Source organism: Desulfoluna sp. CLI2B, from assembly GCF_056847375.1.
In genome coordinates, this window is sequence record NZ_CP186557.1 from 3,289,212 (window position 1) to 3,304,509 (window position 15,298).

At 56.8% G+C, this 15,298-nt stretch carries 11 protein-coding genes; 8 read left to right on the top strand and 3 right to left on the bottom strand.

Annotated elements, in window-relative coordinates:
- Positions 1–40: 40 nt before the first annotated feature.
- The 4 genes from bla (at position 41) to ACOYW2_RS15515 (ending at position 4,088) form a co-directional block, all read left to right on the top strand.
- Positions 41–1,093, top strand: coding sequence for a class A beta-lactamase (bla, locus tag ACOYW2_RS15500; protein WP_482771037.1), 1,053 nt, complete (start codon positions 41–43; stop codon positions 1,091–1,093).
- Between the two features lie 26 nt (positions 1,094–1,119).
- Complete coding sequence (catB, locus tag ACOYW2_RS15505) at positions 1,120–1,752, top strand: type B chloramphenicol O-acetyltransferase (protein WP_482767051.1); 633 nt, start codon at positions 1,120–1,122, stop codon at positions 1,750–1,752.
- 284 nt (positions 1,753–2,036) lie between these two features.
- Positions 2,037–3,257, top strand: coding sequence for a serine hydrolase domain-containing protein (locus ACOYW2_RS15510; RefSeq protein ID WP_482767052.1), 1,221 nt, complete (start codon positions 2,037–2,039; stop codon positions 3,255–3,257).
- Between the two features lie 51 nt (positions 3,258–3,308).
- Complete coding sequence (locus tag ACOYW2_RS15515) at positions 3,309–4,088, top strand: bestrophin-like domain (RefSeq protein ID WP_482767053.1); 780 nt, start codon at positions 3,309–3,311, stop codon at positions 4,086–4,088.
- A gap of 166 nt (positions 4,089–4,254) precedes the next feature.
- Here ACOYW2_RS15515 and ACOYW2_RS15520 read toward each other — a convergent pair whose 3' ends face one another.
- On the bottom strand, positions 4,255–5,055 hold the full coding sequence (locus ACOYW2_RS15520) for a nucleoside deaminase (RefSeq protein ID WP_482767054.1): 801 nt from the start codon (positions 5,053–5,055) through the stop codon (positions 4,255–4,257).
- 482 nt (positions 5,056–5,537) lie between these two features.
- Entirely contained in the window at positions 5,538–6,878 is a 1,341-nt protein-coding gene (gene creD / locus ACOYW2_RS15525; RefSeq protein ID WP_482767055.1) for a cell envelope integrity protein CreD, read from the bottom strand.
- Positions 6,879–7,051: 173 nt separating this feature from the next.
- Between creD and creB the strand changes: the two genes are divergently transcribed.
- The 3 genes from creB to ACOYW2_RS15540 all read left to right on the top strand — a co-directional run bounded on the left by creB (position 7,052) and on the right by ACOYW2_RS15540 (position 9,662).
- The gene (creB, locus tag ACOYW2_RS15530; RefSeq protein ID WP_482767056.1) at positions 7,052–7,756 is read left to right on the top strand and encodes a two-component system response regulator CreB; all 705 of its coding nucleotides are present in this window, start codon (positions 7,052–7,054) and stop codon (positions 7,754–7,756) included.
- Positions 7,753–9,195 (top strand): two-component system sensor histidine kinase CreC, encoded by a 1,443-nt coding sequence (gene creC / locus ACOYW2_RS15535; RefSeq protein ID WP_482767057.1) that lies wholly within the window; start codon positions 7,753–7,755, stop codon positions 9,193–9,195. The genes creB and creC overlap by 4 nt, the downstream gene beginning before the upstream one ends.
- A 251-nt stretch (positions 9,196–9,446) precedes the next feature.
- Positions 9,447–9,662, top strand: coding sequence for a hypothetical protein (locus ACOYW2_RS15540; RefSeq protein ID WP_482415575.1), 216 nt, complete (start codon positions 9,447–9,449; stop codon positions 9,660–9,662).
- Between the two features lie 94 nt (positions 9,663–9,756).
- Here the strand turns inward: ACOYW2_RS15540 and ACOYW2_RS15545 are convergent, their stop codons facing one another.
- Positions 9,757–10,119, bottom strand: coding sequence for a CGGC domain-containing protein (locus ACOYW2_RS15545; protein WP_180143070.1), 363 nt, complete (start codon positions 10,117–10,119; stop codon positions 9,757–9,759).
- Positions 10,120–10,587: 468 nt separating this feature from the next.
- Between ACOYW2_RS15545 and ACOYW2_RS15550 the strand changes: the two genes are divergently transcribed.
- Positions 10,588–15,057 (top strand): DUF3859 domain-containing protein, encoded by a 4,470-nt coding sequence (locus ACOYW2_RS15550; RefSeq protein ID WP_482767058.1) that lies wholly within the window; start codon positions 10,588–10,590, stop codon positions 15,055–15,057.
- Positions 15,058–15,298: the final 241 nt, after the last annotated feature.

Here is a 15,298-nt window from a genome sequence, read left to right on the forward strand (position 1 = left end):
CGTGATATATCCGGGCTATGCCAAACCCATTTACTCATATATGCTCTGGCCCGGGCCTTTTCGCTTTACGGGGCCATGCACATCAAAATGGCCAACACCCCATCGGGACAAACAAAAACCCTCTGTGCGGGCCCCTCCCCGGCAGCTCTCTCCTCTCTCATATGCAGGACACACAAAGGAAAAATCAGTGAAGATTCTAAAATTGACCGTGTCACTTTTGATTATTGGGATTCTATCGGGATGCATCGGTGCAAGGCATCATGAGCCTGTTTCCCGAAACGCATTGGAAAATAAAACCGACGTGACATCTTTGACAAAGACAATCGCTGACATCGAGCAGGCCCTTGGCAGCCCCGTGGGCGTCTCGATCTATGATGTCCAAGCCAAAAAATCATGGAGCCATCATGGGGATCGGCGTTTTCCCCTCATGAGCACATTCAAAACCCTGGCCTGCGCCAAAACATTTCGTGATATCGAAGCCGGGGCGCTCTCCTTCGACGATTCAGTCGTCATAGAAAAAACAGCCCTTGTTACCTGGTCGCCCGTCACCAGCCGATACGTCGGGCAGGCCTTTTCACTGAAACAGGCCTGTGAAGCCATGATGACCATGAGCGACAACACGGCAGCCAATATTATCCTGACCCACACCGGAGGCCCAGAAGCGTTGACCTCCTTTGCGCGGTCCATAGGCGATACCGTCACGCGCCTGGACCGCATGGAGCCAGACCTGAACGAAGCCCGCAAAGGAGACCTCAGGGATACCACCACCCCCGACGCCATGGCGGGTAACCTCAGGGCCCTGCTCCTTGGAAACGAGCTGTCAGACGCATCCAAGGCCCTGCTGACAAATTGGATGAGGGGAAACAAGGTCTCAGGAAGCCTGCTTCGCTCGGTCCTGCCCAAGAGCTGGGACATTGCCGACCGGTCCGGGTCAGGCGGCCATGGGTCCAGAGGTATTGCCGCCGTTGTCTGGCCCGCACCGGAGGAACCACTTGTGGTCTGTATCTACCTAACCCAGACCACGGCCTCCTTTGAGGAGCTAAACAAAGCCATTGCGTCCATCGGCCGGGCCATTTTCGCCCTTTACCAATAGATCAAATCCCCTTGAGGAATCACCCGGTGAAGAACTATTTTGAAAGCCCCTTTGTGGGGAAACAACTGAAAGACCAGGTAACAAACCCCAATATCATTGTCGGAGACCACAGCTACTACTCCGGCTACTATCACCACCACAGCTTTGACGACTGTGCCCGGTACCTGATCCCGGACCGGGACGACGTCGACAAGCTGATCATCGGCCGCTACTGCTCCATCGGATCAGGGGCTGTGTTCATGATGGCCGGAAACCAGGGGCATCGAAACGACTGGGTAAGCACGTTTCCGTTCTATTACCAGGACAACCCGGCCTTCTCCGGGGCAGTCGACGGCTTCGAAAGGTCCGGAGATACAGTGATCGGCAATGATGTGTGGATTGGCACCGAAGCCATGATCATGGCGGGTGTGAAGGTGGGGGACGGCGCCATCATCGCAAGCCGGGCCGTTGTCACCAGAGATGTCGAGCCTTACTCGGTTGTGGGGTCAAATCCGGCAAGGCATATCCGGTATCGGTTCACGACAGACCAAATCGACATGTTGCTGGAAATGAGATGGTGGGACTGGAGCGACGCCCAGGTCAACGCCGCCATGGGCTTGCTGTGCTCCTCGGATATAGCAGGCCTGCACGCCCACTGGGAAACCTCCATAGGCAAATAACCGGGCCGCCGTCGGGCAAGAGCCGCCCATGCGGCCCAACAGCCTTGCCTTCAACGAATCGCCCGTGATACTATGAGCAATATTATTCGTTTACATTCAACACGATACAACCTTCTCCGTAAAAAATCAGCATTTCGTCCACCAGGGCCCGCCCCGGTTTTCCGGCAGCCACGGGTTACCGGCCTCACCCATGCCCGTGGAGCCACCATCCCAACGAAACGCTGGCAACACCTTTCACTTGCCTGATCCGCAACGACCCGCCAATGCCGAACAGAAGAGGGATTATGCAACGACTTTGCTTCGTCCTCACCATCTTCCTGCTTGCGGGCTGCACCGAGCCTCCCCCTCTAAGCCGCCTGAACGCAGATACCCGGGCTGCCTTAGATGGGGTGCTCCAGGAAGCGGTGAAAAGCAACGGCGTTCCCGGTGTGGTTGCCATGGTGGTCGATGCGGAGCACATCCTTTACACCGGCACCGCAGGAGTCATGGATGCCCAAGGTAAAAAAAAGATGCGGGACGATGCCATTTTCCGCATCTTTTCCATGACAAAACCCGTCACATCCCTGGGGATCATGATTCTCGCCGAGGAGGGGCGCCTCTCCCTTGACGACCCGGCATCTGACTACCTGCCGGAAATGTCGGAATTAGAAGTTCTCACGGGAATCGATGATAAAAATGAAACCATCATGACCCGTCCCGCCTCACGCGACATAACCATCCGGGACCTTTTGTGCCATACGTCAGGAATCGGGTACATCTTCTGCAGCCCCGAGCTGCTTCGCATCTCTCAGCTTACATCGGCCCCTGCACACGAGTACCCTACGCTCCACGACCCGGGAGCCCGATGGACGTACGGCATGGGGCCCATCTACCTGGGCTGGATCATCGAAAGGGTTTCCGGGCAATCCCTTTCCGCGTTCATCGATACCCGTATTACCGGCCCCCTGGACATGGACGACACCGCCTTTAAGCTGCCCTCAAGAAAACACGACAGACTGGTGGCAACCTACCAGCGAACCGCCGAAGGACTGGAAGGGCAAGCCCGACCCAAAGACTACAAACCCATCAAGCAAGGGGACAGCGGCCTTCTCTCCACCGCCCGCGACTACGGACGATTCATCCAGATGATCCTCGGGCAGGGGAAACTGGGTAAGACCCGAATCGTAACGCCCGCCTCCGTTGCTGAGATGTCTCGCAACCAGCTGAACGGTTTCACCATTGAGGAGCAACCCGCAGCCCTTCCGGGCATGACACGTCCGTTTCCAGCAAGGGCGGGACGGGACGGATTCGGCCTGGGATTTCAGGTACTGAAAGGCAAAAGCAAGGACGGGCGTTCTCCAGGCTCCCTGAGCTGGTCCGGAATCCAGAACACACACTTCTGGATCGATCCGTCACACCAGATAGGAGTCGTTCTGCTATGCCAGCTGCTCCCCCACTACGATGAAAACGTCATGGCCCTGGTGACAGATTTTGAACGGGTGCTCTACAAAAATCTTCCTCGATAGAAAAGGATTCCTCACCCAGGCGTCAGCCAACAAACAGCATGGGAGATCCAAATGAACCCTGGTCAATTTGAAACCCTTCCAATCCATTGGTTCTATGTCGGCACCGCGATACTCATGATCCTGTGTTACGAACTCGGCTGCCAGATCGGTATGCGCCTGCAAAGCCGCCAGGAGGAGGACACCCAGACCTCCCTGGGGACCCTGGTGGGAGGCTTGCTCGGGATGCTTGCTTTTGTTCTGGCCTTCACGTTTTCCATGGCCCTGTCCCAGCACGACCACCGAAAACAAAACGTTCTGGAAGAAGCCAACGCCATCGGCACAGCCTACCTGCGAACCGACCTCATTGATACGCGACATGGCATGGAAGTAAAACGGCTCCTGAAAAACTATGTCGAGATTCGGTTAAAGGCCGCCTTAAGCGGCAAAGACATCGACATTGCGGTGAAAAAATCCGTGGTAATCCATGACCTCTTGTGGGAACAGGTCGCAGAGGCAGCCCTGGAAGCCCCCACCACAAATACCTCACTGATGGTTCAGGCCACCAACGAGGTCATCGACATGCACGAAAAACGGATAACGGTTGCCCTTCACAACCGTATTCCACGAAGTGTCTGGGTTGCCCTTGCCGCCATCACGGCCCTGACCATGCTGACCCTGGGGACCCAGATCGGGCTGACCGGCAAGCGGCGCATTATCACGGTGGTCCCCCTGCCCCTTGCCTTTGCCGTGCTTATCACACTCGTTGTGGACCTCAACCGGCCCCAGTCCGGCCTCATCACCGTCGGCCAGCAGTCGATGATCAACCTGCAACAAACCATGGGACACGAATAGCCCGGATATTTCATGAGAAAATGACAAGGCCCTATCAATAAAATGTCACACTTCGGGCGAGCCTAATGCACCCATTTTATGCGTCATCAGAGCGTTAAGACAAAATACTACATCTGTATATCTGATGACTTGAATATGGGCGCACTGGGCTCGTGAAATGTTCGGGTTAGTGTGCCTTGGCCTCAATACAGATAGGGGGAACTCCCGGAGTGACCCCAGCCAGGGTCTCCAGAGCCTGGGCCAAAATATCACGGTTCTCTTCGGGGTATCTCAGCTCATAATTGTTCAGCTTTTCCACAGCCTCTGAAAAGATCTTTTTTGCGGTATCCGTTAACAAAAACTTGGTAATAGACCCTCCGGCCTCTTCATATGCTTCGTCAAGGCGGTCGCAAAATTCGGATTCACTCTTATCCGAGATCACCTTTCGCGGATACGGCTCAAACCCATTCTCGTTCCATTTCTTGCTGTCCAGGGCCAATCGTTCCAGGGCGCCCCCAAACCCGGGGTCGGTCTGGCCGTAGACGGTCCTGTGGACACTTGTCAGGATCATCATCCCGCTGCACTGGGCACAGGGTTCCAGTGTGGTGTAGACCGTAAACCCCTTCAGGGAATACCCACCGGCTTCGTTCAAATACCCCATCATCAGGCGAACCTCCCCATGCTGCGTCCCATTGGAAAGGATGCTGTTGCAGTTTCTTGCCCAGCGCACGATCTTGCCTTCCGGATTCACGAGGACTGATCCGATATTGTGTCCCCGTTTCTCGCCTTCCCCGGTTTGCCAGTCATTGAGCACAACCCCGTAGGCCGTCAAGGTATAAATCTCATCACGTTCGGCCTGGGCTTCGGCGCTGATCGTTACCTCTGTCGACAGGGGAACCTGCTGGACTTGTGCTGACTTGGATGAGCAGGAAACCAGCAGCACAGACATCACAAAAAACGGCGGGGCCAGTTTTTTTCTTAACGTCATGGGAGTCACTCTCCTTTTTTAAGGGTTCGACAAACCGAAAAGACCTATCCGTCGCAACATGGCCCGGCCACAATACGTCCGGACCATGTTTTGGATAGCAATTCACGATGCCGGGCAATACGGTGCATACGTCCTGACGCTGGACCTGACCCATGTCACGAGTAACCAACCGCAATGGCCGCGTATTCCCTTGACAAGGCCGCTGATTTTTCGTGACATATCCTGACTAAAAGCGAACGAGAGGTATAAAACAGACGTGTCATGTAAAGTGGCAAACAGACGGGGCCGGTAGAATAGGAGACGAGGAACCATTGCGACAATCCGCCACAAAATACCTCACCCGGCAAGCTAAAGATAAATCTATATCATTATTCACGATAATTCAACACGCCCTCCCCCTCCCCGTCGCAAGGACTCATCCCACAGGCATGGCACCCTTCTTTAAGGGGAGAAATTCGTCGTCCTGCCGCTCCCACAAAACCTTACCCCTGAGGATCGGCACCGCCAAAGGCACCATACCAGTCAACCTTCCTCGTAATAAGCATCACCGCAACAAGAACCAGAAAGAGCCCCGCCGACCCCAGGACCAGGGCAAAACGCTCCAGCTGCAGGATGACGTAAAAGACCCCGAACAGGGCAAGAAGCAGAGCGAAGAGCCCGGCAGAGTCTTTTCTGCCCGAAAGAAAACCGGCAGAATAAACGCTGATGGATGAAATGCTCGCGGCCCCGGCAACAAGGTAGGCCCAGGAAAAGCCCAGGTGCTCGGAAAGGGAGAGCAGGAGCAGGTAAAACAGGGAGAGGGAAATCCCCACCAGAACGTACTGCATGGGATGGATCCGGCGATTTTTCACCACCTCGAAAATAAAAAACGTCAAAAAGGTGATGGTGATGATCACCAGGGCGTACTTCACCGAGCGTTCGGACTTGGTGTAGAAATCCACGGGCTGGACTAGCTGCACCCCGAAGGAAAGGGGATCCAGAGCCGATGAGGAGATGAATGTATGCTCCTTGCCCGACGTCCAGGCCCGGGCAAGGGTCCCGTCGTAACTGGTCACATCCCAGTGGGCGGTGAATCCTTCCGGGCCGATCTCCCTGGATGTGGGAAAATATCGGCCCTGAAAACCGGGATGCTCCCAGGTGGAACGAAGATCCACGGTATTGGTGTTGCCCACGGGGGTCACATTCAGCCGCCCGGCCCCCTGGAGGGGCAGGTAAATTTCAAAGGAGAAGGGGTGAACGCTGTCATCCGGGGAGCCCTGGGCATGCAGGGCCCGTCCCAGGGTACTGTTTTCAAGTAGCACCGAGGCGTGAAGGCCCTGCAAAGGGGCCCCCGGTGTCTTGCCATGGCGAATTCGACACGGCTTATCCTGCCAGAGAAACCGGGCTTTGCTCTGAACACCCTGAAGCTGCGAAATGCCTGCACTCAAAAACGCCTTGTCCCAGAGAATCCTTGCCACGGCCGGTTCGCATTCAAAAAAAGCCGGAAGCGCAAAGGATCCCTTCAGCGTAACCTCCGATGTATAGACAACCACCTCATAAATTCCCCGACGCCTCGTTTCGGGAACAAGGGCCCCTTCCGCTTCAAGGACATCGGGCAGTAAGTGAACGTAGCGGGTTGCATTCTCCTCGTCCACAAAGGGGATGGTCAGAACGGGACCTGTGACCGTCTGGGCCCCGCCCCAGGTTTGCGACACCTCTCGAATGGCCTCCCTGCTCCGTATTTTCCGCTCGCCCACAAGCGATTTTATGGCGGTGAGCGGCACAAGCAGCATCACGATCAACGCGGCGATAATCCCGGTTTTCTTCAGAAATAATTGATTCATGGTCCATTCTCCTGGCAGTGCTTTTTTATTGATATGATCCCCGGCCAAGGCTATAAACCAAGGCCTGAAGGCATGCGCCGGCCCCTTGCAGATCCCCGGTCGCCCCGGGGCCCTCACACGCCTCTTTTTCGCCCGGAGACATGAACCCAGTATGAAGTGGATATGAAAAGAGTATGAATTCTCTTGTCCTGATCGTGGAAGACGAACCTGCCATTGCGGAAAACATACGATACGCCCTGGCCACGGAAGGGTTCGAAACCCTGTGGGAAACCGGGGGCATGGGGGTGATGACGATTCTTGATGAATCGCCTGTGGACCTCATCGTCCTGGATATCGGCCTGCCTGACGTAAACGGCATGGAGCTGTGCAAAACCATCCGCAAAACCCGCACGGTGCCCATTATCTTCCTGACGGCACGGTCCGAGGAAGTGGACAGGATCGTGGGGCTCGAAATCGGGGCGGACGACTACATGGTCAAACCCTTCAGCCCGAGGGAGCTGGCCGCACGGGTCAAGGCAGTCCTCCGCAGGACAGGGGCAGCCACCACACCGGACGCAGATGTTAAAAGCAAAGCTGAATCGGGGAACGCGGCCTTCCGGGTGGACGACGCACGGCATAAAATCAGCTATTTTTCACAGCCCCTATACCTCTCCAGATATGAATACAGGATGCTGTCCCTCTTTATTGCCCGCCCGGGCCAGATTTTTTCCAGGGACAGGCTCATGGAGAGGGTCTGGGACGAACCGGGCATGAGCATGGACAGGACCGTGGACGTGCACATCAAAAACATCCGCGCCAAGCTGAAAAAAATCCGGCCGGACCTCGACCCCATCCAAACCCACCGTGGCATCGGCTACTCCCTGAAAGAGACACTATGAAACTTGCGGCCCGGATCCTCATCGCCTTTTCCCTGATCCTCTCCCTTGGGTTTTACTACCTTACCCACGATGTCTTGACGAGCATACGGGTTCGCTACCTGGAAGGCGTGGAAGAGTCTCTGGTGGACGGAGCCCGGATCATGGCTGCCATGGTCTCCCAAGACATGGAAACCGGCGCCTTTGCCCCGGACACGCTCCGGGCAACCTTCACAAAGGCCTACGCCCGGGAGTTTGCCTCCAAAATCTATCACCTGAACAAAACCAGCGTGGACATGCGGGTCTACATCACGGACAACCGGGGACGCCTTCTCTTTGACTCCCTGGACAAAGCCCCGGCAGGCACCGACTACTCCCGGTGGCGGGATGTCGCCCTGACCCTTGAGGGAGAATACGGGGCACGGTCCACCCGTGAAGGCGAAGACCCGAACGCACCCACCGTGCTGTACGTCGCCGCCCCCATCCTCATGGGAGACCAGATCACCGGGGTCCTCACCGTGGGCAAACCCACCACCAACATCAACAGCTTCCTGCGCATTGCCAAAGCGCAAATCATCAAACGAAGCATCATCGCCCTCACCGCAGCCCTTTTCGCAGGCTTTTTCCTTATCCTCTTCATCACGCGGCCCATCAAAAGGCTCACCCGGTATGCCCACGATGTCCGAAAAGGGAAAAAAACGGCCCTGCCTACCCTGGACCGAAGTGAAATCGGTGAAATGGGGCGGGCCTTTGAAAGCATGAAGGACGCCCTTGAAGGGCGCAAATACGTGGAGACCTACGTCCAGACCCTCACCCATGAAATCAAAAGCCCCATCTCAGCCATCCAGGGAGCCGCAGAGCTTCTGGAAGAGGAGATGCCCGGGCCGCAGCGCCAGCGCTTTATTAACAACATCCAAAACGAATCCCGGCGGATCAGGCAACTTGTGGACAGAATGCTCCAACTGGCGGCCATCGAGAACATGAAGGGCCTGAAAGAGCCTGAGCCATTGGCTGTAAAAGACCTCGTGGACAGCGTCACCGAACGGCTCATGCCCCTTGTCGCCCAAAAAAGTATCCACCTTGCCCAAGACATCGACACGGACCTCACGGTGACAGGGGACGCGTTTCTCCTGAAGCAGGCCCTCTCCAACCTCATCCAGAATGCCCTTGATTTCAGCGCCCACGGCGAGACCATCCGAATCGCTGCAAACAGAAAGGGCTCCCTGGCCTCATTCTCGGTGGAAGACCGGGGCCCCGGCATTCCCGACTATGCCCAGGACCGGCTCTTTGAAAAATTCTTCTCCCTCCAGCGCCCCGAAGACCACAAAAAAAGCACGGGCCTGGGGCTCAACTTTGTCAAAGAGATCGCCGAACTCCACCGGGGCGACATCACCCTTGAAAACCGAACCAACGGTGGCGCCCGGGCCATCTTGACCCTGCCCCTGAGTCAGGAAAAACAATAGTCGATGCCTCCGACGGCCCTGCCGGGGGCCAACCTTTTTTTATTTACCGGAACGTTTTTGCGGAGTTTTTTTCAAAAAGCGACCCGCCGGAGGCAACTGAAGTGTTGCCTGCTTTGACCCTGCGGGCCAAGACCTGTGGGGATGACTTTTTCCATGGATGCTGTATACTCCTTTGCCACGGCGCACGTTCCGCCCCACACGCTGTTGTGGGCGCTAAAAATACTATTCATCCAGGAAAAAGGATTACCAGAATGTCGGACAGAGAAGATTTGCTGCGCATCAACGCCAACATCAGCATCACCACAGCCACCCTGCAGGCCATTGTTGCCAACGTCAAACGCAAAACCGGGAAAGATGAGAGGGGAATTTACCGAGTGGACACCGCGGACGCGGTGAGCGACATGATCACGAAGTTCCTTATCGAACAGGACTTTGAATCTTATGCCATGGACGAAGACAACTACTGATGCCTCCCCGCACAAACGAGGCACACCCTGAAAAGAGGCGAAGCACATCGCCCGCAAACCGTTGTTGCGGGCGACGCCCGGACCAGGCCCCGAATCAGGAAAAGATATCGCTGGGCTTGTAGGGGTGCGTGCCTTCAACCACCTCCACCCCGGCCTTGGCCTTGATCTTTTTGATCAGGGTCTCGCTGTGGGGGCAGTGGTCGGTGATACAGGGAGCGATATGAACCTTGGTGGGGGTCTCACCCATGGGCTTGTTCCACAGGTTCACCTGGGCCAGCCGCGTCACGATGGTGGCCCCGGGGCAGTCCCCGCAGTTCAAGAGCCCCATCAGCTCAGCGTCTTCTTCATACCGTTGAAACTCGCCTTCACGGCGATTGAACCCCACCATGCATCGCGAACAGCCGATGCACACATCATCCATGGCCTTCTTGCAACCGACAATCAGAATCTTTTCCATGTGCTCCTCCGAAGGTTGATATGATCAGGACCCGGGCACAACACAATGGCTGGAATCCGTGGATGTGAGCTGCCATTCTGGTGCTGCGGATTCCCACCCCGCCACACATACCGGGTTGAAAATGCCCTTGCCATCGAGCCCTGGACCTTTATTTTCCAGCCCACATTCCTTACGCTGATAATACTTAAGCTATATCTCTATAGATTTGCAAGGAAGGGATTATTTTAATCAGGAGTCGAAATAACATGAACCACTCCCTTCCTTTCTCTTTTGCTCCCCCGATTCATTTCTGCTATAGTCCGTCGTTTTTTGCCGGAGCCATACCTGACGGACGCATCTCACATGCCCTTTCCCCACGGTCAAAAGCCCCTGCCAAGAAGAACACAAAAAACATTTACCCCGAGATTGAAAAACCATCATGACTCACCGTCATGCCATCTGAATTGAGCCCATTTGCGGAGTGTTTCCATGGAGCAGTTTCATACAACAAACAAAATCACCTTCGACCCTCAGGACATCCGGTCCATCAAGGCAGGCCTCCGGACATACGGTCGCCTCATACGCTCTGAAGAGGCCTTTACCGAGGACATGTTCTCCTACTGCAACATATATGTCGAAACCGAGTCCGGAACGGCCATAACCCTTTCGGACATCGATAACACCTCCATTGCCGAGGAGGTCTACCGGTTCAAAAGGGGCTCGGCCGCACCCGTGGAGAGCACCCGCCTCGATGAGTTTCTCTATTCCGAGACCCACCTCTTTCTCAAGGCCTGTGACCACCCGGAGCTGAAGGCAGAAATCCTGGATGCGGCCATGGCCATCGTGGAGTACGCCCGCAAGCAGAACGACACCTCGGCCATGTGGATTGACGATGTCGCCGTGTTCGGTGTGGACATCCTGTACATCATTGCGCGCAGGTTCCCCGAGTACACTTATCTCTTGGGGGCCTACTTCATCCCTTACTGGGACACGGAGCACGCCGACTACATTCTGGGCTACCTCCCCATGCTCGTACGCCGGTGCGGCATCACCCGGGACCTCATCAAGGCCTTCTGTTACTGTGACAACGCCGAGGTACGAACCATGATGTTTGCCTCCCACGGCATGGACACCGAAGGGATGATGATCGATGCATCGGAAGAAGAGCTCGACCTTCTGCTGCACCTTCGCAAGCACCCCGACGACCACGCCTACTTCAAAGAGGCCATGAAGGAACGGTTTGCCAGCCAGCCTTTCCTTCAGTACAGCGAAGATGAGCGGGACCATGTGGAGCGCCCCATTGACGCGTTTTACATCACAATGCTCACCAGCGGCGAAGAGTATGTCGATGAAGACGACCACCTTGAAATCCTCAGCCGAAAAGGGGTGCGGGACCAGGCCGACAACGAGTCAGCGGAACTTCACGACGAAATCGAGGCATTCCTGGGTCGTCCCCTGGTCTCTCCACGACCCGCCGAAGAAGAGGATGACGACGACTGTTACTACTACCGTGGAGAGGCCACGGAACAGTGGCAATCTTTCATTGAAGGGGCCTTTGACAACGGGGAGGCCATCTGGGCTTATGTTGAGCACGGGCATAAACCTGAGGTCCTTGACACCCTTGCCCCCTGCGATGCCATGGACCTGGCCGGAAAAGGCAATCACAAGATCCTGAAAACCTTTACCTGGTATGTGGGAGGGTTCGACAGCCTCCTTGAAGAGTTCCACCACACCATCCGGGACCTTGTCTACGACCACTGCGACGAGGACCTCACCTCCGCAGAGATCGACCGGGGAGAACAGTGCATCCTCCGATTTCTGGATGTGTTCCACCGATTTTTCGGTAAACAGCCCTTTGCCATGGACACGGTGGATTTCATCACCGATGAATGGGAGATGCTATCCGAAGCGGACTTCCAGACCCGCTACGGCTCAGACTGGCGCCAGGCCTTCAAACAGAACCTCGAGGCCTTCACCGGAGACAACGACAACGTCTTCGGCAAAAACCTCACCGCCTGTACAAGGCTGCTGCGCGAGCACCGGGAGGACGCCACGTCCCTCCTGGCCGATCTCTTTTCCCACAAAGATCCAGGCCTCATGACCCTTGCCGCGTGCGCGCTTCACACCGACTTCACCGAAAACGCCCACGACACCCTCACCGATACCCTCGTCACCTACGTGGAGACCCATTTCCTCCCCTTTTTCTTTGACGAGGTGGAGGACCACTCCAGCTTTATCTGCGCAGAAAAAGCCCAAAAGCTCCGTGACCCGAACCGGCCCGAGCACATGCGCCCCACACAGGAAGAGGCAGAAAAGCTGGAAAAAGCCCTGGCAGACTGGAACCGAGTCAAAACCTACGTCTGCGGGGTGAAGCCTGCGGCCCCTCCAAGGGACCTCATCATGAAAGCCATGAAGGTGGGCAAAGAGGGGCTCACACCCGAGGAGCTGGCCCAGCTCCAGCCCCCCAAGGCAGATCACCTCACCCACGAGGAGGCCCTTGAGATCATGAAAACCCGCCTTGGGGTCCGTGAAAGCCGAAGCCATGCCAGACAGGCCCATTATGAACTCTTCACCGGCGTCTCCGACCACATCCGGAAAATCCAGATCACGGCCTATTTCCTGGCCCTCATGCCCCTTTCCATCAGCAAAGCCGCTTCTCGCGCCCTGATGCTCATGGCTGATCTGGCCCCGGTAAAGAGCCTGCGAAACCTGAGTTTCATCCACCGGGCCTCCTACCGCGATGAGTTCATGGACACCGTCACGGACGAAATCACCTTTGAGGACAACCTGGAGAGACTCAAGTTCCCAAAACCCGGTATCTGGGCATGGAAGGTAGAGCGGTGCCAAAACAACGAGGACAAGGCATCCCTTTACCACAGCCTCATGGAGATGTTCACCGAAGGGGAGACCGAGGAAGACCGCAGCTTCTTCGGAAAAATCCACGCCAACAACAAGCGGGACCTCAGGGACGGGCTCGGGCTTCTGCCCAAGTCCACACAGCTTCAATTTTTCAAAGACACCCAGGAAGCCTTTCCCGACTTCGGATTCGACCTGGGCCGGGAACTCTTTTTCGACACCCTCGCCACCGTGCTCAACTCAAGCCTGACCTGCCCGGAAAGCGTCTTCGTCAGCCGCGCCCGAAGCCATGGCGCCATCCTGTCAGTGGCAGACCCAACTGCCAGCGCCCCCATCCTTGGGAAGGTGAGCCCCGTCCCCTCCGAGGCCGAAGCCCTGAAGCAGGCCGCGCTGGAAGAGGCCGCCAACCCGGGGGACAACGGCTACCGATGGCTTCTCCTCCAGGAGACCGACACCGGATACGTCCCCCTTCTCCGCCCCTGGATCGTGCCCATCCTCTTCAGGGAGATGACCCAGGGGTACGGCTCCTTCCTGTACAGCACCCGTGTGGCGGTGGTCTCGGCCTCCTGCCCCCCTGAGCTGATTGAGACCCTGCACCGGGAAATGACCCGGGATTCCTTCAAAGCCGCCATGGCCGACGATGCCCTGGCCTATGTCCGTGGAGAAAAGCCCTTTGAAGAGGTGGCCCCCATTGCCGCCCACGCCATTGAGAAGCTCTCCTTCGAGATGGAGAGTTACTACGACTGCAGGATAAAAGACTTCATCTGGACCATGGACGAGCCCACGCGCCTCCGCGCCCTCACCTTCCTGGCAGCGACCAGCCCCGAAGGCCTTGAAGCGGGCTGGGAAGAGTTCCAGGGGTCCTTTGACGCGTATATCGCCTACATCAAGCAGGTGAATCCCCCTGTGCATTGCCTCTTTTCCTTTATCCTGGACTGCAGGGAGGCAAAGGCTCTTCTGGAACTGGCAAAGGAAGCGGATCTGGTCCCCTGCCTTGCAGGCCTCAAGCCCCAAAAACGCCTTGAGGCCCTTGAGCTGATCGACGAAGAGCCCTCGGCCCTGCCCCTTCTCCTGGCCTTTAAAGACGATGGCTCAAGGAAAATCCGTGACCTGGTGGCCCGTGCGAAAAAAGCCGCCCCCGAGGCACAAGCCTTTCCCAGGCTGACCCTTGTGGACTTCGGTCCCTACGTCCTGGAGCCTGACGCCTGCGACGAAACCCCTGCACCGGGTGCCTCGGTCATGGCTCACAACCCACGGCTCCTGGAGGAGACCCTCCTGATACCGGCCCAGGTCGGGACCAGCTTCGGCATCCGGTTCACATGCAACGACGCGGACGCCCCCGAGGTGCTGTCCCATCGCGTGCGGATTCTCCACCCCGCCCTTTCGGATGAACAGAAAGCCGTCACCAGCACCGAATGGGCTCAAAACGGTATGGGCCAGGGACGCATCTTCGCTGGCTGGACCTTTGAGACGGCAGCCGAATGCGTGCCGGGCATGTGGACCATCGAGATCAGGGACACGGACAACACCCAGACCCTTCTCACGCAAACCTTCCGGGTGGTGGCCCCTGCGGCCGCCCCCGACGGGCTGGAGCGCATCATCCGGGAAGGGGCCGCCGCCCCTGGGATCGAGGAAATCCAGGCCCCGGGATCCCTCCACCTTGTTTCTGGAGAGCTCGTGGTGTGCGATGCAAGCCACCCGCACAAGGCGATCAGCCTGGTTCACCCCCTGCCCAACGGCACCCCCTCGGTCCGTCTCATCTTTCAAAAAGAGACCCGAAAAATGGCCTTTGGCGAAATCCGGTACAGCAACGACGCCGTTTCCAGCTGGCATCCCGCGCCTTTTTCCCATGGGAAGACAGGAAACTGCCCCGAGGTCTGCATCACCTCGGGCACCCTCTGCATCATGGACCGGAAAACCCACGACCTGTGCATGGCAAAACAGGTCTCCTTCGGGGAAGCCCCCGGCCCCCTCATGCAGCCCGACCCGGACAAGGCCCACAACGCCTTGGTGTTGAAGACAGGCACCTCACGGGTCACCTGCCACGGCGGGTACACTGTCTCAGGTGAGTTGGCCACCCTGGTCTTTGCCTTTGATGACTAAATAAGGTGATGCCTTATCTGGGCAACGTGCATAAAAAAGCCTGCGGTACAAACCATGCCGCAGGCTTTTTGAAAGTTTGTTATAGCTGTTCCCCCTCTAAAGAGGCCCCATGGGGTGCCCAGCATAAAGAGCCTGTCCCCTGTTTGCTGGTCCCCTGTTTGCTGATTGCTGATTGCCAGGGTCCGGAATTTTTCCCGCCAAAACAAAAACGCCGTGCCCATGGAGTTTCCCATGGTGCACG